The sequence below is a fragment of the Dactylosporangium sp. CA-052675 genome (genome assembly GCF_050947935.1).
Taxonomy (GTDB): Bacteria; Actinomycetota; Actinomycetes; order Mycobacteriales; family Micromonosporaceae; genus Dactylosporangium.
Genome location: NZ_CP192010.1, coordinates 10,004,491 through 10,027,750, shown reverse-complemented (window position 1 = coordinate 10,027,750; position 23,260 = coordinate 10,004,491). Strand labels below are relative to the sequence as shown.

At 72.3% G+C, this 23,260-nt stretch carries 21 protein-coding genes and 1 pseudogene; 12 read left to right on the top strand and 10 right to left on the bottom strand.

All coding sequences use genetic code 11. The annotated features are described in order from the left end of the window. Positions 1–74 precede the first annotated feature (74 nt). Both ACQP1P_RS45075 and ACQP1P_RS45070 read left to right on the top strand, forming a co-directional pair. The gene (locus tag ACQP1P_RS45075) at positions 75–1,589 is read left to right on the top strand and encodes an MFS transporter (RefSeq protein ID WP_433081098.1); all 1,515 of its coding nucleotides are present in this window, start codon (positions 75–77) and stop codon (positions 1,587–1,589) included. Then, positions 1,567–2,151, top strand: coding sequence for a TetR family transcriptional regulator (locus tag ACQP1P_RS45070; protein ID WP_433081096.1), 585 nt, complete (start codon positions 1,567–1,569; stop codon positions 2,149–2,151). The genes ACQP1P_RS45075 and ACQP1P_RS45070 overlap by 23 nt, the downstream gene beginning before the upstream one ends. A gap of 125 nt (positions 2,152–2,276) precedes the next feature. Here the strand turns inward: ACQP1P_RS45070 and ACQP1P_RS45065 are convergent, their stop codons facing one another. Then, positions 2,277–3,917, bottom strand: coding sequence for a DNA repair helicase XPB (locus ACQP1P_RS45065; RefSeq protein ID WP_433081094.1), 1,641 nt, complete (start codon positions 3,915–3,917; stop codon positions 2,277–2,279). 274 nt (positions 3,918–4,191) lie between these two features. On the opposite strand from ACQP1P_RS45065, the gene ACQP1P_RS45060 reads away from it, so the two are divergent. After that, entirely contained in the window at positions 4,192–4,557 is a 366-nt protein-coding gene (locus ACQP1P_RS45060) for a sensor domain-containing protein (RefSeq protein ID WP_433090397.1), read from the top strand. On the opposite strand, the gene ACQP1P_RS45055 is transcribed toward ACQP1P_RS45060, so the two are convergent. Together ACQP1P_RS45055 and ACQP1P_RS45050 are read right to left on the bottom strand one after the other, a co-directional pair. After that, positions 4,554–6,923: a helicase-associated domain-containing protein gene (locus ACQP1P_RS45055; RefSeq protein ID WP_433081092.1), complete on the bottom strand. Its 2,370-nt coding sequence runs from the start codon at positions 6,921–6,923 to the stop codon at positions 4,554–4,556. The two genes, ACQP1P_RS45060 and ACQP1P_RS45055, sit on opposite strands and share 4 nt — an antisense overlap. A gap of 78 nt (positions 6,924–7,001) precedes the next feature. Then, positions 7,002–8,642, bottom strand: coding sequence for a glycosyl hydrolase family 18 protein (locus ACQP1P_RS45050; protein ID WP_433081090.1), 1,641 nt, complete (start codon positions 8,640–8,642; stop codon positions 7,002–7,004). A gap of 174 nt (positions 8,643–8,816) precedes the next feature. Between ACQP1P_RS45050 and ACQP1P_RS45045 the strand changes: the two genes are divergently transcribed. Beyond that, positions 8,817–9,416: an HAD family hydrolase gene (locus ACQP1P_RS45045; protein ID WP_433090395.1), complete on the top strand. Its 600-nt coding sequence runs from the start codon at positions 8,817–8,819 to the stop codon at positions 9,414–9,416. Between the two features lie 76 nt (positions 9,417–9,492). Then, positions 9,493–9,891, top strand: coding sequence for a cold-shock protein (locus tag ACQP1P_RS45040; RefSeq protein WP_350619031.1), 399 nt, complete (start codon positions 9,493–9,495; stop codon positions 9,889–9,891). A 37-nt stretch (positions 9,892–9,928) separates the two neighbouring features. Here ACQP1P_RS45040 and ACQP1P_RS45035 read toward each other — a convergent pair whose 3' ends face one another. From ACQP1P_RS45035 to ACQP1P_RS45025, 3 genes are all read right to left on the bottom strand, one after another. Further along, positions 9,929–10,747 carry a 1,4-dihydroxy-6-naphthoate synthase gene (locus tag ACQP1P_RS45035; protein ID WP_433081088.1) on the bottom strand — a complete coding sequence of 273 codons (819 nt, stop codon included), beginning with the start codon at positions 10,745–10,747 and terminating at the stop codon, positions 9,929–9,931. Between the two features lie 96 nt (positions 10,748–10,843). After that, on the bottom strand, positions 10,844–11,524 hold the full coding sequence (locus tag ACQP1P_RS45030; RefSeq protein WP_433081086.1) for a futalosine hydrolase: 681 nt from the start codon (positions 11,522–11,524) through the stop codon (positions 10,844–10,846). Beyond that, positions 11,521–13,197 carry an MFS transporter gene (locus tag ACQP1P_RS45025; protein ID WP_433081084.1) on the bottom strand — a complete coding sequence of 559 codons (1,677 nt, stop codon included), beginning with the start codon at positions 13,195–13,197 and terminating at the stop codon, positions 11,521–11,523. The genes ACQP1P_RS45030 and ACQP1P_RS45025 overlap by 4 nt, the downstream gene beginning before the upstream one ends. 71 nt (positions 13,198–13,268) lie before the next feature. On the opposite strand from ACQP1P_RS45025, the gene ACQP1P_RS45020 reads away from it, so the two are divergent. Continuing rightward, a complete protein-coding gene (locus tag ACQP1P_RS45020; RefSeq protein ID WP_433081082.1) occupies positions 13,269–14,120 on the top strand; it encodes a DUF3027 domain-containing protein in 852 nt (283 codons plus the stop codon). After that, the gene (locus ACQP1P_RS45015; protein ID WP_433081080.1) at positions 14,107–14,817 is read left to right on the top strand and encodes a helix-turn-helix domain-containing protein; all 711 of its coding nucleotides are present in this window, start codon (positions 14,107–14,109) and stop codon (positions 14,815–14,817) included. The genes ACQP1P_RS45020 and ACQP1P_RS45015 overlap by 14 nt, the downstream gene beginning before the upstream one ends. A gap of 78 nt (positions 14,818–14,895) precedes the next feature. Here ACQP1P_RS45015 and ACQP1P_RS45010 read toward each other — a convergent pair whose 3' ends face one another. Together ACQP1P_RS45010 and ACQP1P_RS45005 are read right to left on the bottom strand one after the other, a co-directional pair. Continuing rightward, positions 14,896–15,279 carry a VOC family protein gene (locus tag ACQP1P_RS45010; RefSeq protein WP_433081078.1) on the bottom strand — a complete coding sequence of 128 codons (384 nt, stop codon included), beginning with the start codon at positions 15,277–15,279 and terminating at the stop codon, positions 14,896–14,898. A 9-nt stretch (positions 15,280–15,288) separates the two neighbouring features. Beyond that, entirely contained in the window at positions 15,289–15,537 is a 249-nt protein-coding gene (locus ACQP1P_RS45005) for a DUF2530 domain-containing protein (RefSeq protein ID WP_433090393.1), read from the bottom strand. Positions 15,538–15,677: 140 nt separating this feature from the next. On the opposite strand from ACQP1P_RS45005, the gene ACQP1P_RS45000 reads away from it, so the two are divergent. The 5 genes from ACQP1P_RS45000 to thpR all read left to right on the top strand — a co-directional run bounded on the left by ACQP1P_RS45000 (position 15,678) and on the right by thpR (position 20,906). Continuing rightward, the gene (locus tag ACQP1P_RS45000) at positions 15,678–16,109 is read left to right on the top strand and encodes a MarR family winged helix-turn-helix transcriptional regulator (protein WP_433081076.1); all 432 of its coding nucleotides are present in this window, start codon (positions 15,678–15,680) and stop codon (positions 16,107–16,109) included. Beyond that, on the top strand, positions 16,106–17,413 hold the full coding sequence (locus tag ACQP1P_RS44995; RefSeq protein WP_433081074.1) for an MFS transporter: 1,308 nt from the start codon (positions 16,106–16,108) through the stop codon (positions 17,411–17,413). The genes ACQP1P_RS45000 and ACQP1P_RS44995 overlap by 4 nt, the downstream gene beginning before the upstream one ends. 395 nt (positions 17,414–17,808) lie before the next feature. Next, positions 17,809–18,672 carry a maleylpyruvate isomerase N-terminal domain-containing protein gene (locus tag ACQP1P_RS44990; RefSeq protein WP_433081072.1) on the top strand — a complete coding sequence of 288 codons (864 nt, stop codon included), beginning with the start codon at positions 17,809–17,811 and terminating at the stop codon, positions 18,670–18,672. An 856-nt stretch (positions 18,673–19,528) separates the two neighbouring features. Continuing rightward, positions 19,529–20,146: a hypothetical protein gene (locus tag ACQP1P_RS44985; protein WP_433081070.1), complete on the top strand. Its 618-nt coding sequence runs from the start codon at positions 19,529–19,531 to the stop codon at positions 20,144–20,146. 214 nt (positions 20,147–20,360) lie between these two features. Beyond that, positions 20,361–20,906 carry an RNA 2',3'-cyclic phosphodiesterase gene (gene thpR / locus ACQP1P_RS44980; protein WP_433081068.1) on the top strand — a complete coding sequence of 182 codons (546 nt, stop codon included), beginning with the start codon at positions 20,361–20,363 and terminating at the stop codon, positions 20,904–20,906. A 206-nt stretch (positions 20,907–21,112) separates the two neighbouring features. Here the strand turns inward: thpR and ACQP1P_RS44975 are convergent, their stop codons facing one another. Continuing rightward, the gene (locus tag ACQP1P_RS44975; protein ID WP_433081066.1) at positions 21,113–22,099 is read right to left on the bottom strand and encodes an aldo/keto reductase; all 987 of its coding nucleotides are present in this window, start codon (positions 22,097–22,099) and stop codon (positions 21,113–21,115) included. 32 nt (positions 22,100–22,131) lie between these two features. Further along, positions 22,132–23,221: pseudogene (gene sepH, locus ACQP1P_RS44970) on the bottom strand (septation protein SepH). Between the last annotated feature and the right edge of the window lie 39 nt (positions 23,222–23,260).

Below are 23,260 nucleotides of genomic sequence, written 5' to 3'. Positions count from 1 at the left end.
GTATCAATCCGTTCTGTCGCTGTGAAGTAGCTCTCAGTTGACGGCCGGACTCAAATGATAGTTACTCTCAAAAAATGGATGCTGTCACTTCGAGCCCCCGACGCTGGTGGGCACTCATCGCGATCGTGCTCAGCGTGCTCACCGTCGGCTTCGACACCACGATCCTCAACGTCGCCCTGCCCACGCTCGCCACCGCGCTCGACGCCGGCTCGGACGACCTGCAGTGGATCGTCAACGCGTACGTGCTGGTCTTCGCCGGCCTCCTGCTCCCCATGGGCGCCCTGGGCGACCGGTACGGCCGGAAACGCCTGCTCATGATCGGTCTGGCCCTGTTCGCCGGCTCGTCGCTGGTGGCCGTCTCCGCCACGGACGCGCTCCAGGTGATCGCCGCCCGGGCACTGATGGGCATCGGCGGCGCCATCCTGACTCCGCTCACCATGGCCGTGCTGCCCGTGCTCTTCGACGAACACGAGCGCGGCCGGGCCATCTCCGTGCTGAGCATGGGCATGGGCGTCGGCCTGCCGCTGGGCCCGATCATCGGCGGCTACCTGCTGGAGCACTTCTGGTGGGGCTCGATCTTCGTGATCAACATTCCCGTGGCCCTGGTCGCCCTGGTGGCGGTCGCCCTCCTCGTCCCGGAGTCGCGCGCGGCGACGCCGAGGCGCGTCGACCTGCTCGGCGCCGGCCTGTCGACGGTGGGCCTGGTGGCCCTGGTGTACGGCGTGATCGAGGCCCCGACCCGCGGCTGGACCGATGCGAGGGTCCTCGCCGGCCTGGTCGGCGGCGTTGCGCTCGTGGCCGCCTTCGTCCTGGTGGAGCGCCGGGCGAAGAGTCCGATGATCGACCTGAGGCTCTTCCGGAGGCCGCGTTTCGCCTGGGGTACCGCCGCCGGAACCCTCTCCTCGTTCGCCCTCTTCGGCGTGCTGTTCATCCTGCCCCAGTACCTGCAGGCGGTCCGCGGTGACGACGCCCTGGGGGTGGGGCTGCGCCTGCTCCCGCTGATCGCCGGCCTGTTCGTGGGGGCACCCCTGGGCGAGCGGCTCGCCCACCTGACCGTCACGCGGGTCCCGGTGGCGGGCGGCCTGCTCATCGGCGCGCTGGGCCTGGGCCTGGGCGTGCGGACCGGGGTCGGCTCCGGCTACGGCACCGTGGCGACCTGGCTGGCGATCGCCGGGGCGGGCATCGGCCTGGCGATCACGCCCGCGATGGACGAGGTGCTGGGCGCCCTGCCGCGCGACGAGGCCGGCTCGGGCACCGCGATCACGATGACCTTCCGCCAGGTGGCGGGTGCCCTGGGCGTGGCGTTGCTCGGCAGCCTTTCCAGCGCCGTGTACCGCGGCCGGCTGGACGGCGCCCCGGAGGCGGCCCGGCGCTCGGTGGCCGCCGGCGTGACCCTGGCCGCCCGGACCGGGGACGCGGCCCTGGCCCTGGCCGCCCGGACGGCCTTCGTGGACGCCATGGCCGCGGTCCTGATGGTCTGCTCCGCCATCGGCGTCATCGGCGCCCTCCTGGCGGCCCTGTTCCTGCCCGATGCCCGGCGGCACCCCGGTGCGGAAGAATCGGTGGATGGGCTCACCAGGGTTGCGTGAACGCAAGAAGCAGAAGACCCGCTGGGCGATCCAGGAGCACGCGGTGCGCCTGTTCGTCCAGCAGGGCTACGACGCGACCACGGTGGAGCAGATCGCCGAGGCCGCGGAGATCTCCCCGAGCACGTTCTTCCGATACTTCAAGACCAAGGAAGACGTGGTCATCCAGGACCGCTACGACGAGCTGATGGCGGAGAAGATCCGAGCGGCACCGGACGGCCTGACCCCGCTGGAGGTGGTGCGGCATGCGTTCGTGGACGCCTTCAAGGCGACCACCCAGCACGAGGTCGACCAGGCCCTGGAGCGGGCCAGGCTCCAGCTGGGCGTCCCGGCGCTGAGGATGCGCGCCCTGGACAGCCTGCAGGACTCGATCACGTTCCTGGCGGTCCCCCTGGCCGAACGCCTGGGCCGCCCGGCCGATGACTTCCGGTGCCGTGCCTTCGTCGGCGCCTGCGTCGGGGCCATGATGAACGCCCTCCTGACCTGGGCCAGGGACGGCGGCGACGCGCACGAGGCACTGAAACTGATCGACCAGGCCCTCGACGTGGTGGCCGAGGGCCCATAACAACGCTCAGGTGACAACCGTGCTCAGGTGACGGCCATGTTCAGGCGGCGGCCATGTCCAGGCGACGACCGCGCTCAGACGACGGCCGTGCTCAGGTGACGGCGGTGCTCAGGTGACGGCGGTGCTCAGGCGACGACGTCGTCGGCGTCGGTGATCGTGTAGGCGTAACCCTGCTCCGCCAGGAACCGCTGCCGATGAGCCGCGTACTCCGTGTCGATGGTGTCCCTGGCCACCACCGTGTAGAAGTGCGCCTGGCGGCCGTCCGCCTTGGGCCGAAGCACCCGCCCCAGCCGCTGCGCCTCCTCCTGCCGGGACCCGAACGTCCCCGACACCTGCACGGCCACCGCCGCCTCGGGCAGGTCGATGGAGAAGTTGCCGACCTTGGAGATCACCAGCGTCCGGAGCTCCCCGCTGCGGAACGAGTCGAACAGCTTCTCCCGCTCGCGGTTGGTCGTGGCCCCCTGAATGATCGGCGCCTGCAGGAACTCCCCGAGCTGGTGCAGCTGGTCGATGTAGCCCCCGATGACCAGGACCTGATCGTCCTTGTGCCGGTCGATCAGCGCCCGGACCACCGGCAGCTTCGTCCGGGCCGTGGCCGCCACCCGATAGCGCTCCTCGGGCTCGGCGACGGCATAGGCCATCCGCTCCTCATCGGTCAGCGTCACCCGCACCTCGACGCACTCCGCGGGCGCGATCCACCCCTGCGCCTCGATGTCCTTCCAGGGCGCGTCATACCGCTTGGGCCCGATCAGCGAGAACACGTCCCCCTCGCGCCCGTCCTCCCGCACCAGCGTCGCCGTCAGGCCGAGCCGCCGCCGGGCCTGCAGGTCGGCCGTGAACCGGAAGATCGGCGCCGGCAGCAGGTGCACCTCGTCGTAGACCACGAGGCCCCAGTCGCGGGCGTTGAACAGGTCGAGGTGGGCGAAGGCCCCGCCGCGCCGGGTCGTCAGCACCTGGTAGGTCGCGATCGTGACCGGGCGGATCTCCTTGCGCTCGCCGGAGTATTCGCCGATCTCCTCCTCGGTCAGGCTCGTGCGCGCGATCAGCTCGCGCTTCCACTGCCGCCCCGCGACCGTGTTGGTGACCAGGATCAGCGTGGTCGCCTTGGCCTGGGCCATCGCCGCGGCGCCGACCAGCGTCTTGCCGGCCCCGCAGGGCAGCACCACGACGCCGGACCCGCCGGCCCAGAACGACTCGACCGCCTCCCGCTGGTAGGAGCGCAGCACCCAGCCGTCCTCGGCCAGGTCGATCTTGTGGGCCTCGCCGTCGACGTAGCCGGCCAGGTCCTCGGCCGGCCAGCCCAGCTTCAGCAGGGCCTGCTTGAGCCGTCCGCGCTCGGACGCGTGGACGATGACGGTGTCCGCGTCGATCTGGCTGCCCAGCATCCCGGCGAGCTTCTTGCTCTTGGAGACCTCGATGAGCACCGCGCGGTCGGACGCGTGCAGGACGAGGCCGTGCACCGGGTCGTTGCGCAGCTGCAGCCGCCCGTAGCGGTCCATGGTCTCGGCGATGTCGACGAGCAGCGCGTGGGGCACCGGATAGCGCGAGTAGCGCAGCAGGGAGTCGACCACGCCCTCGGCGTCGTGGCCCGCGGCGCGCGCGTTCCACAGGCCGAGCGGGGTCAGGCGATAGGTGTGCACGTGCTCCGGCGACCGCTCGAGCTCGGCGAACGGTGCGATGGCCATGCGGCACGCCTGGGCGTCGGGGTGGTCGACCTCGAGCAGGAGCGTCTTGTCGGACTGGACGATCAGTGGACCTTCTGGCACCGGACCAGTGTCGCATGCGGGTATGACAGTTCCCGGATAGTGGGAACGATGGATACCCGTGCAACGAATCGCCCCCTCCCGTGCGTTCAAGATTTTGACGGCTTCGGCGGCCGTCGCCGCGGAGCCGGACGCACGCGCTCGAATGGAGTTCGGGGGCGAGCGCGTACGTCCGATCCCGCGACCGGCGAACATCAGGTGATTCACCGGAGCCGGCGCCGACGCCGGCCGCCTAGCATCGAGGCATGCGTCCGAGGGTGACCTTGACGTTCGGTGGATTCGCCGCCGTCGCGGTGGCGGTCGGCTGGTTCCTGCTCTCCCACCGGGTCGCGCACACGGACGTCGAAACCGCCGTGAGCGAGTCGCTCGGCGCGGTCCTCGTCGTCATGCTGCTGGGCTCGGTCGTCGGCTCGGTCGTCGGCTCGATCCGCCGCAGCGGTGGGAAGCAGTCATGAGCAACCTGGCGAAGTTCGGCGTCACCGTCGTCGCCGTCGCGGCCCTGAGCTGGTTCTTCGTCTCCTGGCTGGTGCTCAAGAGCCCGCTGACCGACGCCATCGGCGAGACGATGGGCAGCCTGGCCGCCGTCATGCTGATCGTGTCCGTGATCGGCTCGGTGGTCGGCACGGCCCGGGCCGAGAACTAGGCCTCCGACTCCGGGACCGCGCCGGTGATGCGGTGCAGCGCAAAGGTGTGCAGCATCTCCGTGCGCTCGTCCTCGGCCCGCAGATAGCCCGAGCCCATGGACACCGGCCGCACGAGCCGCGACGCCGTGGCCCCGTGCGCGTCGACGTATCCCACCCAGACCCGGGTCTTCTCCCGCAGCGCCTGCTGCAGCACCTCGAGCGCCTCCGTGTGCGAGGCCCCGGTGGCCCCGTTGGCCCGCACGGTCACGGGCGCCCGCCGCGCGACCCGGGCCGCCGCGTCGCCCCGCCGGATCTGCTCGATGACGCCGGCGAGCCGGGGTCCCGAGAGCCGTACCGCCGCCGTGGGGTCCTCCACCCCGCGCGACGCCCACGACGGGCGGGGAGCGCCCCGGCGCTGCTTCGGCCGGCTCAGCACCGCGGCGCCGGTCGAGTCCTCCTGCACCGGCGGGTACCCGGCCTCCCGCAGCGCCTCCAGCAGCCGGGCCGGCGTATGGCGGCAGGCCAGCACCGTCGGGGCCAGGCGGCGCAGCCCCAGCGTCTGCAGCCGCCGGTCGGCGAGCACCTCGGCGATCATCGACTCGTCGTCGCTGCGCACGTAGGAGTTCGCCGACCCGATGCGCATGCCACCGTGGCGGCGGGCGACGTCGTCGATGAGATAGGTGAGCGTCTGCGGCACCGGCGTGCGCGAGCGCCGGGCGAGCAGCGCGTGCAGATCGGCCGCGGAGTAGCCGGCGTCGAGGCTCCGGCGGATCGTTTCGGCCGTGATGCGGTACACGCTGGCGCTCTCCTGCAGCCCGAGCAGCTCCAGCTCCCCGGCGAGGGTCGGCTCGGGCGGGCCCGGGACGATCGCGGACAGGTCGGCCTGCAGCAGCACGTGGTCGACGGGGGTCGGCAGCAGCGTGTCCAGCAGCGCGGCCGAGCCGGACAGCGCATAGCCCTCGGGCGAGCCGATCCCCAGCGGGTCCTCGGGGTCGGGCGCCTCGGCGGCGAGCTCGGCCAGCAGCAGCCGCCCGTATCCGGTCAGCCCCCCGAACCCGGTCAGCCCGACGAACGCGGCCTCGGCCAGGCTCGCCTCGATCGCCGCCGACGTGGCCCGGTTGATCCGCCGCGGGGTGCGCCAGGCGAGGGTCTCCACCACGCCCGCCGGCGCCGCGGTCAGCCCGGGGGCCAGGTCGGCCAGCACCTGCAGGGCGGACTTGCGCTGGGCCGGGGCGCCGGGGCGGGACAGCTCGGGCGCGAGCGCGTTGAGCGGGCGGTCGCGGTCGTCGCGCTGCCCGACGAGTGCGGGGGCGCGGGTCATGGTCAGCCAGGCCACCGCGAGCCGGTGCCAGCGGGCGGCGATGCCGAACGCGCGCCAGGCGTCATAGGCGACGGTGGGCAGGAAGACGCTCTCGACCCGCTTGTTGTCGATGATCTCCTCGCCGATCAGCCCCGCGGCGGTGACGATCTCGACCAGCAGCGCCGCCTGCTGCTCCTCGACGCCGACGGTCTTGGCGTAGCGGCGCAGCTCCCGGATGCCCAGGCCGCCCGAGCGCAGTACGGCCGGCGGCTCCTGCCCGATCGTCTCGATCAGCGTCTCGGCGTTGCGGACCAGCTCCAGCACCTGCCCGGCCCCGGCCCGGTCCAGCTGGGCGGGGTCGCGCTGCGAGGTCTGCAGCTGCGGCGGCTCGGGGTGCAGCTGTCCGAGCGGCCCGGCCTCGCGGCGCAGCAGGAGCGCGACCTCGACCGGCAGCTCCACGGCGTCGCGCCCGACGGGCACGAGCAGGTGTCGTTCGACCAGCCAGCGCACCGGCGAGTCGGAGTCGGGCAGCAGGGCGGTCGCGGCGACGGTGCCGACGGGCGGGCCCGCGGCGAGGCGGTCGAGCACGGCCCGGGCGGCGGGGGAGGCGGCCAGCAGCGTGCGGCGCAGCCCGGCGGCGTCGGCGACCAGCGCGCCGGCCATCGGGTCGAGCTCCTCGGCGGGGCGGCCCAGCCCGGCCGGGAAGGGCGAGCACACCTCGTCGACGGCGCCCACGATCCGCAGCGCCCGGTCGGGGCCGTAGACCACCGCGAAGGTCCGCAGCCGGTCGATCGCCGCGCGCACGTGCACCGCGTCGACGCCGGACTGGGCGGTGAGGGTCAGCACCGACTCGGCCGACGAGCCGTGGCCGACGCGCGTGTACCGCAAAGCGTCCAGGATCTCCAGCGTGAACTGGTCGAGCGCGTCGAGCGCGCGGGCCACCGCCACCCGCGACTGGGCCCGGTGCGCGAGCGCCGAGAAGTCCGACGGCGGCGGGATGACCAGGTCGGGGCGCAGCCGGATGAGCGCCGTCAGCTCGTCGTCGGGCAGGGCGCGCAAATGGTCGGCCAGCGAAATCGTCGTCATCTCGCCTCATACGCTAACCGGCGCGTACGACAAAAGAGGGCGGGCCCGGTGGGCCCGCCCTCGATTGCTCGTTCGGAGTTACTTCAGGCCGTTGCTGACGGCGGTGATGAGCTCGCCGTTGCTCGTGTCACCCGAGAGCTCCCAGAAGAACGCACCGCCGAGGCTCTGGTTCTTCGCGTACGTCATCTTGCCGGCGATGGTGGACGGAGTGTCGTAGCTCCACCAGTTGTTGCCGCACTTGGCGTAGGCCGTGCCGCCGACGGTACCGGTCGCCGGGCAGCTGTTCTTGAGGACCTTGTAGTCCTCGATGCCCGCCTCGTAGGTGCCGGGGGCGGCGCCGGTGGCCGAGCCGCCGGGGGCGTCCTGCGTCACACCGGTCCAGCCGCGGCCGTAGAAGCCGACGCCCAGGAGCAGCTTGTTGGACGGGATGCCCTTGCTCTTGAGCTTGGTGATCGCCGCGTCGGAGCAGAAGCCGGCCGTCGGGATGCCCGAGTAGCAGGTCAGCGGCGAGTGCGGGGCGGTCGGGCCCTGCGCGTTGAAGGCGCCGAAGTAGTCGTACGTCATCGGCATGAACCAGTCGAGGTTCGCGGCCGCACCGGCGTAGTCGGTGAGGTCGATCTTGCCGCCGTTGCTGCCGTCCGCGGTGATGGCCGAGGTGACGAGCTTCGACGTGCCGAACTTGGCGCGCAGCGCGGCGATCACGCTCTTGTAGGCGTTCGGGCCGGAGCCGTCACACTGCAGGCCACAGGCGTTCGGGTACTCCCAGTCGATGTCGATGCCGTCGAAGACACCGGCCCAGCGGGAGTCGTTGATCAGGTTGTAGCAGGAGTCCGCGAACGCGGTCGGGTTCTGCGCGGCCTGCGTGAAGCCGGCCGACCAGGTCCAGCCGCCGAACGACCAGATGACCTTGAGGCCCGGGTGCATCGCCTTGAGCTTCTTCAGCTGGTTGAACGAGCCCCGCAGCGGCTGGTCCCAGGTGTCGGCGACGCCGTCCACCGAGTCGGCCGCGGTGTAGGCCTTGTCGTAGTCCGCGTAGCTGTCACCGATCGAGCAGCGCCCGCCGGTGGTGTTGCCGAACGCGTACAGGATGTGGGTGAGCTTCGCGGCCGAGCCGCTCGTCTCGATGTTCTTCACGTGGTAGTTGCGGCCGTAGACGCCCCACTCCGCGAAGTAGCCGACGACCTTCTTGCTCCCGCCGGCCGGCGGCGTGGTCGTGGTGGGCGGCGGGGTCGTCGGCGGCTTGGTCGTCGGCGAGGTGGTCACCGGCGGGGTCGTCGGCGGCTTGGTGGTGGTCGTGGTGGGCGGCGCCGTGGTCGGGGAGCCCCCGCTGCAGGCCACGCCGTTGATCGTGCAGTTGGTCGGCGGCTTGGCGCCGGAGCCGTTCATGCCCCAGCTGAAGCTCGCGCCCGCGGCCAGGGTCGGGGACCAGGACTTGTTCTTGGCGACGTAGTGCTGACCCGTGCGGGTCACGTCGGCGTCCCAGAAGCTGGTGATCTGACCGCCCGCGGGCAGGTCGAACTCGAGCGTCCACCCGTTGATCGTGCTCGAGGTCCCGTTGGTGATCTTGTAGGTGGCGCCCCAGCCCGAGCCCCAGTCCTGGTCGACCGTGAACGTGGCGCTCAGGTTTCCGGCGGCATTGGCGGTGACGATGGGAACGACGGCCCCGGCCACCGCCAGAGCGGCGGCGACGATGAGGCCGTTGCGGACGGATCGTTTCATCGCGTCTCCTGGATGGTCTCTTAGGAAACTTTCCTAAAAGTGAAGGTGACGGTAGTGGCCTGGATCTCACTCGTCAATAGGAAGTCGAGCGCGTGTTTCGATGGCATACCTACTGTGACCTGGGCATCCTTAAAAGTGTCTCAACAACCGGTTGTCATTGGCTTTGACCTCGACATGACGCTTCTCGACACCAGGCTCGGCATTGCCGCAGCGTGGCGGGCGCTCACCGCGGCGACCGGCGTTCATGTCGACGCCGACCTCGTGATCACCCGGCTCGGTCCGCCACTACGCGAAGAAATGGCACAGTGGTTCCCGGCGGAAAGGGTCGACGAGGCCATTGGGATCTATCGGTCTCTCTACCCGGACCACGCCATATCGCCCTCGGTGGCCCTCCCCGGGGCGTTGGAGGCGCTGGCGGCGGTGCGCGCGGTGCCCGCCCGGATCGCGGTGATCACCTCGAAGCTCGGCCGGCTCGCGGAACTGCACCTCGCGCACCTCGGCATCGAGGTCGACCACGTCTACGGCGACGTCTTCCACGCCCAGAAGGCCGAGGTCCTGCGCGAGATCGGCGCCGCCCTCTACGTCGGCGACCACGTGGCCGACATGCAGGCCGGCGTCCTGGCCGGCATCCCGGTCGTCGGCGTCGCCTCCGGCCCGTGCTCGGCCGCCGAACTCCAGGCCGCCGGCGCCACGGTCGTGTTCCCCGATCTGCGCCCGTTTCCGGCGTTTCTCCAAGGCATGATCTCGGTTGGCCGTCCCGTTTCCGATGACTAGCCTTGGTGTGCAATCCCGGGTACCGCGTGTGACGCGAGGTCGCCGGGACGGGTCCGACACTGGGGAGCAGGGCAGCGTGCCGACGGGTCGAGTGAAGTGGTACGACCAGGAGAAGGGTTTCGGATTCCTCACCAGCGACGACGGTGGGGACGTCTTCGTGCACAAGGCGGCGTTGCCGTCCGGCGTGGGTGAGCTGAAGACGGGTCAGCGGGTCGAGTTCGGGGTGGTGGAGAGCCGCAAGGGCAGCCAGGCGCTGCAGGTCAAGCTGCTGGACGCGCCGCCCTCGGTCGCCGAGGCCCGCGCGGTCGCGAGCCGCCGCCCGCCGGAGGAGCTGCACGGCCTGATCGAGGACATGATCAAGGTCCTGGAGGCCAAGATCCAGCCCGACCTCCAGCGCGGCCGCTTCCCGGACCGCAAGACGTCCCGAACGGTGGCCGAGGCCGTGCACCTGGTGGCCCGGGAACTCGAGGTCTGACGCCGCTCGGAGGGGGCCTGCGGGCCCCCTCCGACGGTCAGGCGCCGACCAGCGGCGTGGCGGGCACCAGGCCCTCGGCCGCGGCCCGGTTGAGCAGCGCGTCGACGGCGGCGTGCCCGTCGGGGCCGAGCGACGAGGTGAACTCGTTGACGTAGAGCGCGATGTGCTGATCGACGACGCTCTGCTCCATCTCCTGCGCGTGCTCGAGCACGAACTGCCGGCTCGCCGCGGGATTCTCCCAGGCCAGCCGCACCGACTCCTTGATCCAGGCCGTCGCCTGCTCCGGGTCGACACGGTCCCGGTGCGCGAGGATCGCCCCGAGCGGAATGGGCAGCCCGGTGTCGTTCTCCCACCACTCGCCGAGGTCGGCGAGGGCGTGCAGCCCGTACCGCTGGTAGGTGAACCGCGCCTCGTGGATGACGAGCCCGGCGTCGTACTTCCCGGCGGCCACGGCCGGCATGATCTCGGCGAACGGCACGACCTCGATGCGGGCCGGCGGCTCGGCGGCCGACCAGAGCCGCATCAGCAGGTAGGCGGTGGTCCGGTCCCCGGGAACGGCCACGGTCCGGCCGCCCAGGGAGGTGATGCCGGCGTCCTTGACCAGCACGAGGGGCCCGCAGCCGCGCCCGAGCGCCCCGCCGCAGGGCAGCAGCGTGTACTTGTCGAGCAGCCACGGCAGCGCGGCATAGCTGACCTTGACCAGGTCGAACTGCCCCGAGAGGGCGGCCGTGTTGGTGACGTCGACATCGGCAAAGGTCACGTCAAACGCCGGCGCCCCGGGCACGAGCCCGTGCGTGAGCGCGTGAAAGACGAACGTGTCGTTGGGACACGGCGAAAAAGCGAGCGAAAGCGTCACAACCCCGAATCTAGACCGAACGCGCAGGACCGCACCCCAAGCACCAAAAGAGCACCTGTGACCCTTGCGACACGGCGGACGGGGGTCCCGGGAAGATCAGCGGATCACGGCGAACACCTGGCGAAGCAGGCCCAGGGCCTGGGGAATCTTCCAGGCCGCGCGATCCCGCGGCCCGACCGCGTTCGAGATCGTCCGGATCTCGCCGAACGCCGCCCCGGGCCAGAGCTTCGCGGCCGTGCCGACCCCGAAGCCCTCCATCCCCTCGGCGACCGCGTCCGGGAACCGCTTCAGTAGGCCCTCGGAGCCGGCCCCGGTGACGGTCGACACCGTCAGGACGGGCCCCCCGACGGCCTCCGGCAGCGCCATCCGCAGCGACCGCAGCAGCTGCGAGTCCGCGTCGATCCGCGAGGACCCGAACCCCAGCTCGTCCACGCTCAGGAACCCGTCCGGCCCCTCGGCCCCGAGATCCGCCGCGATCGACTCGGTCGCGACGACCAGCCCGCCGATCTCGACCCGCCCGGCGAACCCTCCGGCGATCCCGGCCGAGAGCACCAGGTCGAACGCCGGGCCCATGAACGCGGCGGTGGTCAGGTATTGCGAGGTGACCGCCGCCGACGCCGCCGGGCCCACCCCGCCCGCGACCACGACGACCGGCGAGCCGTCCTCCAGGGCCTCGGAGCCCTGCGACCCCAGCCCGAGCCCGCCGAGCACGGCCTCCCGTTCGGCCTCGACCGCCGTGACGACCAACGCCCTCGAATACCCCAGCAACGCCCTCATCGCCCGTCGTCCTCCAGCCGGGCCGTCGGGTCCGTCCCCGATGGCCGATACAGCGTGTACCCCGGTGGTGCGAGCGGCGAACCGTCCTCCACGTCCACCGCCGGCATCTTCTTCGTCTCGGTCGCGGCCGGGGCCGGGGCGGGCGTGGGAGCCGCCGCCGGGGCCGTCGGGCTCTCGCGCCGCTTGCCGAACCCGAACCGCCGCTTCTCCCCGTCGTCGTCCTTCGGGGTCGCCGGCCGCGGCACCGTCGTCGCCTCGGAGGCCGGAGCGGCCGGAGCGGCCGGAGCCGGGACCGTCGGCGCCTCCGCGGCGTCGGGCACATCTGGCGGCGCACCGCGCAGCCGCTCCTTGCGCAGGGTCACGGCGGCCCACGCCGCCCGCACCCCGCCCAGCGCCACGAACCCCGCGGCCACGAACAGCCCCCACGCCCCGCCGAACGGGATGAGCCCGACCGCCCCGCCGATCACCCACGCGATCATGAGCAGCGTCTCGGAGTGCGCGAATGCGCTCGCCCGCACGTTCTCGTCGATGCGCTCCTGGATCGAGGCGTCCACGGCGAGCTTGGCCAGGCCGCTGGCGACCGCCGTGAACAGGCACAGCAGCGCGACCGTGCCGAGCGAGTCGCGGTTGGCGGCGAGGACGGCCACGAAGGCGGTGAGCAGGATCCCGATGGCCTGCAGCAGCACGGGCCGATGGATGCGCAGCCGGGTGCCGATCGCGGTGGCGAGGAACGAGCCCACGCCCAGCGCGCCCGCCACCACGACGACCGCCACCTGCTGCGAGAGCTGCCAGGCCAGCAGCTTGACCGGGAGGGTGCCCTCCTTGATGGCGAAGGCGAGATAGAGCGTCAGGAAGCCGTAGAGCCCGCGCAGCGTGGCGCTGCCGACCAGCGCCGCGACGACCACGCGCCCGCTGAGCACCTTGACCCCGCGCCCCGCCGGCCGCAGGACCCTGGGCATCGTCTCGGGCGGGTCGGAGTCGGCGCGGGGCGGCAGGCGCAGCGCGGTGACCATGCCGTAGACGAACACCAGGATCGACACCCGCAGCGGCCACTGCGGCCCGAACTGCCCGGCGAGGAGCCCGATCGGCAGCGCGATGGCGCCCGCGAACGTGCCGAACACCGACGCCCGGGCGCCCGCCTCCGACAGCCCGAGCCCCGGCGGCAGGACCCGGGGCACGGCGGCGCTGCGGGCCACGCCGTAGGCGCGGGACAGCACGAGCATGCCGAACGCGGCCGGATAGAGCAGCCAGGTCGTCAGGTGGTCCGCCAGCATGAAGGCGAGGAAGGCGCGCCCGAGCATGGTGACCGCGAGCGCGTATCGGCGGCCGTGGCGGAACCGGTCGAGCACCGGCCCGACCACCGGGGCGAGCAGCGCGAACGGCAGCATCGTGACCAGGAGATAGAGCGCGACGCGGCCCCGGGCCTCGCCCGCCGGCACCGAGAAGAAGACCGTGCCGGCCAGGCCCAGCGCGACCAGGGTGTCGCCGGCGCAGGAGGCCGCGTGCAGGTCGAGCAGCCGCAGCATGCCGGTCTCGCCGCCGGCCCCACGCTCGCGCACGCGCAGCAGGTTGCGTCCGAGATATCGGCCCGCGCGTGTGGTGCCGACCGTCGCGACCCGTGCCGCGCGCACGGTGGTCACCACCGTCTGGGCCACTCCTCGAATCACCGACATGCCACCATCCTGAACCATGGGTACGACAGTTTCGGGGCGCGCCGGGGCCGCCGTGCTCGCCGGGCGTGGCGATGAGGAAGAATAGAGGTGTGACTGCCTCGACTGCGCCCACGCGAGGAAGCGGCCGTGCCGCCAAGCCCGACCAGGTCCTGACGGATGCGGTCGAGGTCGCGCGGCAGGGGCTCGACGTCGTCGACCCCGACCACATCGGTGCCCATCTGGGCGTTGTCGCTGAAGGCGAACGTCTGGTCACGCACTTCTTCGAGTGCGGCCTGCCCGGATACCGGGGCTGGCGCTGGGCCGTCACCGTCACCCGCATCCCGCGCAGCAAGCAGGTCACGATCTGCGAGTCGACGGTGCTGCCCGGCCCCGACGCGCTCCGCGCGCCCGAGTGGGTGCCGTGGCAGGAGCGCCTCCAGCCCGGCGACCTGGGCGTCGGCGACCTGCTGCCGACCCCGGCCGACGACCCGCGCCTGCAGCCCGGCTACGTGGAGTCCGACGACCCGGCGGTCGAGGAGGTCAACTGGGAGCTCGGCCTCGGCCGGACCCGGGTGATGTCCCGCGAAGGTCGCCTCGACGCGGCCCAGCGGTGGTATGACGGCGACCGCGGCCCCAACGCGCCGATCTCGGTCGCGGCCCCGGCCGCGGCCCGGTGCGGCTCGTGCGGCTTCTACCTGCAGCTCGCGGGGTCGCTGCGGCTGGCGTTCGGGGTGTGCGGCAACGAGTACGCGCCGGACGACGCCCAGGTGGTCTCGGCCGACCACGGCTGCGGCGCGCACTCCGAGGTGCTCGTCGAGCAGGCCCAGGCGGTCGACGAGCTGCCGACGGTCTTCGACGACAGCGAGGTCGAGGCGGTCGCGGTGAGCCGGGCCCCGGGCTCGGTCGACGGCGACGAACCGGCCGAGCCCTATGGACACGGCTGAGTTCGGTTACGCGGAGCGAGCGTCGCGGCTACGCGGCGCGGTCGTCTGGCGCCATCGCGCGCGCGAGGACAGCTCGAAGCGCATCCTGCCCGACGGCTGCATGGACGTCATCCACAGTCCGGGCGGGTTGATCGTCGCCGGACCGGACACCGTGGCCCACCTGGCCGGCGTCCCGGCCGGGTCGCGCTCGGCGGCGGTGCGGTTCGCGCCCGGCCAGGGCCCGGCGGTGCTCGGGGTCCCCGCGCACGAGGTGCGTGACCAGCGGATTCCGCTCGACGCACTCTGGCCGTCCGCCCGGGTGCGGCGCCTGACCGAGCGGCTCGACGAGGCGCCCGACCCCGGTGCCGTGCTCGAGTCCGAGCTGCTCGCCGCGGATCGCGCGCCCGACCCGCTGGCGCCGCGGCTGCTGGCCCGCCTGCGCGCCGGGCGGACGGTGGCCGGGATCGCGGCGGACGTCGGGCTCAGCGAGCGGCAGTTGCATCGGCGGGGGCTGCGGTTGTACGGGTACGGCCTCAAGACGCTCGCCCGCATCCTGCGCCTCGGGGTCGCGCTGGACCTGGCGCGGGCCGGGGTGGCGTTCGCCACGGTCGCCGTGAACAGCGGTTATGCCGACCAGGCCCATCTCGCGCGCGACGTCAAGGCGCTCGCCGGAGTGACGATGCAAGAGCTGGTGCATGGCTCGGGTCCGCGTCGGTAACTGACCGTCGCTCCCGCCAGAAATCCCGGCCTCCGCGGTGGCAAGAGCGGGCGCCCGCCCCCGGCGTCCGAAGTGCGCTCAGAGCCGGGCGTACAGGTCGACGCCGACGCCGTCCGGATCGTGCACCACGGCGTACCGCATTCCCCAGAACGCGTCCCAGGGCTCCTTGTGCCCCGGGTATCCGGCCGCGAGGAGTTCGGCGTACACCTTGTCGACCTCGGCCGGCGACTCGCACTCGAACGCGAGCGACACGCGGTTCCCGCCGGCCGGTGTCGTCCATTCGGGGTCGAACGAACGGATGGTTTCGACGGTGTCCCAGGTCAGCTTGACCCCGCCGTCGAGCACGTGCTCCACGTGCGGGCTGGCGTCCTCGGCCGCGGGCACGTCGAGCCCGAGCCGCCGGTAGAAGGCGAGCGAGCGCGGCATGTCGGCCACGACCAGGCCGAATACGTTCAGTCTCATGGCCCCAAGCTAGGGCGCGGTGGAGGTGTCCGTCTTGAAGGATTCGGACGCGTCCGCGTCCGCGGCCGCCCGGCGCCGCCGCCGGTTCCGGTCGTGCACGACCATCGTGAGCAGGCCCGGGATGCCCCACAGCGCGCCGGCGACGGCGATGCCGAGCCAGTTGCCGTGGCCGTGCGCGGCCAGGTCGTCGCGGAAAACCAGCATGATCAGCGCGGCGACGATCCACAGCCCGATGCCCGCGACGGCGAAGGGCACCATCGGCGGGTCGAGCGGCTTGGGCGGCGTGGTCACGCGCACACGGTACCCGCCCGGGACCCCTCCGCGCAGGACCACCGGTGATCGAACGCACAGGTCGTTAGCCAGGCTCATTAGATAAGCTAACTATCGTGATGGTTCGCGTGCCCAGACTCGCCGCCGCCCAGCTCGCGGCGGCCCTCCGGGACAGCATCACCCGCCTCAACCGCCGACTGCGACAGGCCCGCCCCATGGGCGACCTCACGATCACGCAGCTTTCGGCCCTCACGAGCCTGGAGCTCGCCGGCGCGCTGACGCCGCGGGAGCTGGCCGAGCACGAGCGGGTACAGCCGCCCACCCTCACCAAGATCGTGGCGAAGCTGGAGGAACGCGGTCTCGTCCAGCGCTCGCCGCACCCGACCGACGGACGGCAGGTCATCCTCGCCACCAGCGAGTCGGGGCGCGCCGTCGTGGCCGAACACCGCCGCACCCGCGACGAGTGGCTCGCCAAGCAGCTCATGGCCCTCACCCCGGAGGAGCGCGAGGTGCTCACCAAGGCCGCCGAGATATTGGGGAGGATCGGGCGCAGCGCATGAGAGGGACCACGTTCGGCTCACTGCAGGTCCGCAACTACCGACTGTTCACCATCGGCCAGCTCATCAAGCTTCTCGGCACCTGGATGCTGTTCACCGCGCAGGACTGGCTCGTCCTGCAGCTGTCCGACAACTCGGCATCCGCGCTCGGCGTCGTCACCGCCCTGCAGTTCATGCCGGTGCTCCTCCTCACCCTCTACGGCGGCCAGCTCGCCGACCGCTTCGACAAGCGGCGCCTGCTGCTGTTCGCCAACGCCGGTGCCGCGATCGTCGCCACCCTGCTCGGCGTGCTCGTCGTGACCGGGATCGTGAACCTGTGGTGGGTGTTCGTCACCGCCGCGCTGTTCGGGTCGATCAGCGCGATCGAGACCCCGGTGCGTCAGTCCTTCGTCTCCGAGCTGGTCGGCAAGGAGCTGCTGCCCAACGCGCTGTCACTGTCGTCGGCGACGTTCAACACCGCCCGCATCGTCGGGCCGGCCGCCGCCGGGGTGATCATCGCGGCCCTGCACGACAAGACCGGCCCGATCTTCCTGCTCACCGCGGTGCTGTGCACGGCCCCGCTGATCTCGCTGGCCCGGATGAGCACCGCGGAGCTGTTCCGCGTCGAGCGCGACGCGCTGGCCGCGAGCGAGGCGCGGACGATCGACGGGCTGCGGTACGTCCGGCAGCGTCCCGACCTGAGCCTCGCCATCCTGCTCGTGTTCCTCGTGAGCCTCTTCGGGTTCAACTTCCAGCTGACCCTCGCCGTGCTCGCGCGGGTCGAGTTCCACGTCGACGCGAAGTACTTCGGGCTGCTCACGACCGCGATGGCCATCGGCGCCCTGGCCGGCGCGCTGGCCAGCTCCCGGCGCCGGAGCCGCCCGTCGGTCTACCGCGTGCTCGCCGCGGCCATCCTCTTCGCCGGCTTCGAGTCGCTGGTCGGCGTGGCCCCGAACTTCGTGATCGCGGTGGCCCTGCTCCTGCCGACCGGCTTCTTCATGATCTACTTCGCCCAGGCCGCGAACCAGCGAGTCCAACTCGGCGTCGACGCCGCCTTCCGGGGCCGGGTGATGGCGCTGTACGTGCTCGTCTTCCTCGGCACCACCCCGATCGGCTCGCTGATCATCGGCTGGTGCGCGGAGCGGTACGGTCCGCGGTCCGGGCTCTGGACGGGCGGCCTGATCTCGCTCGTCGCGGCGGTGATCCTGGGTGTGCTGCAGCTGCGGCGGGCTCACGGCCGCATCCACGTGGCCTGGCGGCCGCGCCCGAGCGTGCACGTCCACGAGCGCGCCGCGGGCGTGCCGGCGGTTCGTCCCGCCGTGCGCTAGTTCGGCCCTTGGGTCCGTTTCACCGGCGGGCCGTTCGCTCTGGCCGGGGCGTCCGGTTGTGAGCCTGAACGCGCACTTGGTCACGGCGGTGGCACCTTTTACCGGCGAGTCGTTCGCTCGCGCCGGGAAGTCGGGTTGCGGGCCTGAACGCGCACTTGGTCACGGCGGTGGCACCTTTTGCCGGCGAGTCGTTCGCTCGCGCCGGGAAGTCGGGTTGCGGGCCTGAACGCGCACTTGGTCACGGCGGTGGCACCTTTTGCCGGCGAGTCGTTCGCTCGCGCCGGGAAGTCCGGTTGCGGGCCCGCGGGCCCGAACGCGCACTTGGTCACGGCGTTGGCACCGGCACGATGCGGCTGCGACGGTTTTTGTCGTACCCATGTGGTTGAGTCACGGTCATGGAGCGATCGCGACTGCTGCAGTGTCTGTCCGCCGACTACATGCGCCTGCGCGAGGTGGCCGGAGCCGGGCTGACCGCCAAGGTCCCCACCTGCCTGCCCTGGACGGTGGGGGACCTCGTGCGCCACGTCGGCCAGGTATACCTGCACAAGGCCGAGCTCATGCGAACCGGCGACTGGCCGACGCCCTGGCCGCCGGAAGACATCCTGAGCGAACCCCCGATCGCCCTGCTCGACCGGGCCTACGGCGCCCTGACCCACGAGTTCTCCCGCCGCCACGACGCCGACGCCACCCCGACCTTCTACACGCCCGACCAGACGGTGAAGTTCTGGATCCGCCGCATGGCCCTCGAAACGGTCATTCACCGCCTGGACGCCGAATTCGCCCACAAGGTCATCGACCCGGCCCCCGTCGCCGACGACCTGGCCGCCGACGGCGTGGCCGAGGTCCTGGAGATCTTCGTCGGTTACGCCTCGGACGCCTGGCCGGAGGAGTTCGAGAAGGTCATCGAACAGGCCAAGGGCCACGCGGTGGAGGTGCGCATGCTCGCCTCCCCGCCCGCGACCTCCGGCGACCCGGCGTCACCCGCCACACCGGCCGCCGCCACCGGTCCCGCCCCGGCCCCGGCCCGCTCCTGGCTGGTGCGAGTGACCGACGGCCGCGCCTCGGTGACCCCGCTGGAGGGCTCCCCGCTCGACCCACCGCCGGCCGCGACGGTAACGGCCTCTCCGGTCCCTCTGCTGCGATGGCTTTGGGCACGCGAATCAACCCCAACGACCGATGCGCATTCCCCGATCGAGGTGAAGGGTGACGAGGAGGCCATCGCAGAACTCCGATCTCTCCTGCGGGCCGGCACCCAGTAACCCCCGTCCCGGCGGACCCCCGGGACCCAGGCAGTGAGGCCGGGCAGGCGACGACGAGGGGGCGCCGCCAACCCGGCCTCACCAGCCACTTCACGCCCGCACTCAAGCCCGCCCGCGCCGCCCGCCTCCGGCCCGTGCGTGCCGCCCGCCTCCGGCCCGTGCGCGCCGCTCGCTCCGCCTGCGCGCGGCTCCCACCCTCGCGTGGCGCCGCCTCCCGTCCGGGCGTCCACTCCCTCCCGCCGTGTGCGTCGCCCACTTCGCGCGTGGCGCCCGCTTCCACCCGTGCGCGGCGCCCGCTTCCACCCGTGCGCGGCGCCCACCCTCGCGCGTGTGCGGCGCCCACCCTCGCGCGTGCGCGGCGCCCACCCTCGCGCGTGCGCGGCGCCCACCCTCGCGCGTGCGCGGCGCCCACCCTCGCGCGTGCGCGGCGCTACCCCGCGCGTGCACGGCGCGCAGCCCCACGCGCGCACTTCGCGTGGGGCGCACCCCGCGCATGGCTGCCTTTCGTCGGCATCCTCTTCGACCCCGACAGCGAATGCTCGCGTCCGTCTGATCGACTCAGCCGCGCGGAAGCCTCAACGCTGCCGGTCCAGGCTCCGTATGGAACAGCCACGGTCCCCTGATTCCGCTCGACGCTCTCGGGATGGCCCTGCGCCTCGTCCTCGGCCGGACTAGCTCCGTCACCCGTCGCACAACCGCCGCGCGGCTACCCCGATCGCTCGTGCCACACGCGCTCATAGCGCCGCGGTGCATCTTCCGCAAACCCGCACAACCCGGCATTTATCGGCCGAAGGTTGACCCGGCCGAAGTCCTGTAATCGGTGGCGATCGTTCTCCTGTGAGCTTAGTCTCATCTCGTGGGCGTGCTGCACGGCCTGCTCGTGGCCGTAGTCATCGGGCTGATCGCCGTTGCTCCGTGTCTCATCTGCGCGCTCCTCATGTCGGCCGACGAAGTGCTCGCCCGCGGCTGGGAGCTGACCCGCCGCCTCCTGCCCGAGCGCCTCCGGCGGCGCCTCGACGAGCGGGCCCGCCGACGGTACGAGGCACAGTCACGCCGGCGCTGGAAGGAGTCGCGGGCGGAGCGGGCAGGACGGGCGGAGGGGACGGAACAGTCGGAGCGGCTGGCCCGGTCCCAGGTCGGCTGGTGGCGGCTCAACCGGATCGGCCGCGGTGCCGGTGAGGCCGCGCGCGACCGGGGCGAGTGGGCCGCCGGGCCGCCGATCGAGCAGGTGGCCGGCGACCTGCGTCGGCTCAATCGGCTCCGCGAGAGCGTGGCCATGCGGTCGAGGGTGTGGTTCGTGGCGGTGCAGGAGGCGTACGACGAAGGACTGCACGTCGCCTGCGCCCAACTCGGCGTCGAGGAGCACCTCGGCGAGCTCGCCGGCATCGATCTCGAGGTCGAGCGGCTTCGGGTCGAGGGGGAGTTGCAGCGGGCAGGGCTCGTGTTGCGCAATGCGAGTGCGCAGTCGCGCTGAACCGGCCGTTCGAGTGGAAGCAGGGGAGCGTTCGAGGTGCGGGGGTCACTTCACATGCGCGGCTCGCGTGGTGGCGTCTCGCCGTCGGGGTGAGAGCTGAGACTGGGCATCCCGAGTGGAAGCGGGGAGCGTTCGAGGGGCGGGGGCCACTTCATGCGCGGTTCGCGTGGTGGCGTCTCGCCGCGAGAGGAAGCGGAGTGCGTTGAGGGTCTTCATGGCGGTCTATCCGCCGGCTGAGGTGCGGGAGCATTTCAAGCGCGTGGTCGACGGGCTCGTGGTGGCCCGGCCCCGGGAGCGGTCCGTCCGGCTCGCCACGCCCGACCGTTGGCATCTCACCGTCGCGTTCATCGGGGACGTCGAGGACGAGGTCGCCGCCACCGAGGCGTTGGAAGAGCTCGCCTCTGTCCCGGCGCCCGTCGTGCGGATCGCGGGCGGCCGGACGCTCGGGCGCAGGCAGTTCAAGCATCTCGTCGCCGAGATCGAGACCGAGGACGACGGGGTGGGGCTGCGGCGGCTCGGGGCCGCGGTGCGCAAGGCGCTGCGGCGGCACCGGCTGCCGTTCGACCGGCGGGACTGGCAGCCGCACGTGACAATCGCTCGGCCCGGGAACCTCGTCGGGGCCGAGGAGCTCGCGGTGGATCTCGAGGTGCTCGCCGCGTACCGGGGGCCCGCGTGGCGGCTGGACGAGGTACGACTGATGCGCAGCCGCCTCGGGCCACACCCCGAATATGACGTCCTCGCGGCCGTCCACCTGCAATGAGGAGAAGCGGCCGTCCACCTGCGATAGGGAGAAGCGGCCGCCCACCTGCGATAGGGAGAAGCGGCCGCCCACCTGCAATGGGGAGAAGCGGCATCCACCTGCAATGAGGAGAAGCGGGCATCCACCTGCGATAGAGCGAAGCGGCCGTCCGCCTGCGATAAGAGCTGCGATAGGCGGACGGCCGCGGCAAAACCAGAGGCAGCGATCTACCAGGCCCAGGCCTCGGGGCCGGGGCCGCCCTTGCCGACCGGCGGGAAGAGTTCGTCCAAGCGGTCGAGCGTCGACTGCTCCAGCTTCAGCTCCAGCGTCCCGAGCGTGCTGTCCAGCTGCTCCTGGGTGCGCGGGCCGATGATCGGGGCCGTCACGCCGTCCTGGGCCAGCAGCCACGCCAGGGCCAGGTTGGCCGGGTCGGCGCCCAGCTCCGCGGCCAGCTTCTCGAACTGCTCGATCGCCGGGCGGTGCCTCTCCAGGTCCTCGGCCGCGCGGCCCTCGCCGCTGCGGCCCGCCGAGCCCGCGGCCAGCTTGGCCAGGGCGCCGCTGAGCAGGCCGCCGTGCAGCGGGGACCACGGGATGACGCCGAGGCCGTACTGGCGGGCGGCCGGCAGCACCTCGAGCTCGACCGTGCGGGCCATGAGGTTGTAGATGCACTGCTCGGCGACGAGGCCCAGGAAGTGGCGGGACTTCGCGGACTCCTGCGCGGCCGCGATGTGCCAGCCGGCGAAGTTGGACGACCCGACGTACAACACCTTGCCCTGCGCGACGAGCACCTCCATGGCCTGCCAGATCTCTTCCCAGGGCGTGCTGCGGGAGATGTGGTGCATCTGGTACAGGTCGATGTAGTCGGTCCGCAGGCGCCGCAGGGAGGCGTTGGCCTCGGCGATGATGTGGCGCGCGGAGAGGCCCTGGCCGTTCGGCCACTCCTGCATCTTGCCGTAGACCTTGGTGGCCAGCACGACCTTCTCGCGCCGGCCGCCGCCCTGGGCGAACCAGTTGCCGATGATCGTCTCGGTGATGCCCTCGCCGGTCTTCCAGCCGTACACGTTGGCGGTGTCGAAGAAGTTGATGCCGTGCTCCAGCGCGCGGTCCATGATCGCGAAGCTGTCCGGCTCGGTGGTCTTCGGGCCGAAGTTCATGGTGCCCAGGCAGAGGCGGCTGACGGACAGGCCGGTCCGGCCCAGGTTGGTGTACTCCATGCACACCAACCTATCGCGGCCGGCCGCGCGGCTCAGGAAGTCTCGCGGGCCGCCGGGGCGCCGCCGAAGAGAACGTCGTCCCAGCTCGGAAGACGCTTGCGGGGCTTCTCCGTCGTCGCCGAGGGCTGCTCCACCGGGCCGGCCGCCGAGGTCGTGTTCCGCCGCGGGCGCAGGACGGCCAGCGAGGGAACCGCCGGCACCTCCTTGCTCTGGTCGGTGTCCTCGTCGAACGGCGAGCGGCCGATGAGCGCGGCCGCCCCGCGGGCCCGGTTGTCGTGCTTGGCCGGCGGCGTCACGACCGGCGCCGCCTCCTCGCCCGGCTGGGAGCCGAGCGGGCGGTCCAGCGAGGCCAGCAGGGCGTCGCGCCCGGCGCGGATCGGGTCGTTGCCCAGCCCGCGGCCGCCGGGGCGGCGCTCGGGCGCGGCTAGGCCGGATCGGCTCGTGGCCGCCGCTGCGCACGGCGTCGGGGCGCAGCCCGAGGTCGCCGCGGCTGGTCTCGCCGCGGCTGGGCAGCGCGCGCTCGGGCGCCGGCGGCTCCTGGCCGAGGACGCCGGGGCCGCGCTCGGTGCACAGGTACTGCGCCATGTCGTCGTGCGGCGCGACCAGCTGCCGGGCCTTGTCGAGCTCCCACACGGCCTGGGCCGTCGCCTTGCCGCTCGGCCACGTCGCGGTGATCCGCCACGTGCCGTCCTCGCGGCGGTAGGCGTCCCAGGAGATCTTCTCGGTGTCGATCCCGTGCTGCCCGAGCCGCGTGTCGACGACCTCGGCCAGGGACGAGCCGCGCTCCGACGTCTTCAGCCGCGTGCGCCGGGCGTGCTGGGCGAGCATGGCGCGCTCCTGCAGCACCGGGCCCGCGTAGCGCAGGACCCGGTCCACGGGCACGCCGGCGACCCGCGCGACCTCCTCGGCCGACTCGCCGGAGCGGATGCGGGCCTGGATGTCGCGGGGCGCGAGCTGGGACGAGCCGGTCTCGGGGACGCTGGCCGGATGGTGTCCGTGATCCGAGCGCAGGGCACCCTGGACACGCTCATCGATGGGCAGCGCCAGCAGCCGCCCTACCTCGTCGGCCAGGACGAACGCCTGGCCGTCCTCCGAGAGGGCGACGAATCGCACAGGCCGCATAGCGTGCCTCCGTCCCACCCGCTTCAGGCGCCATCGGCC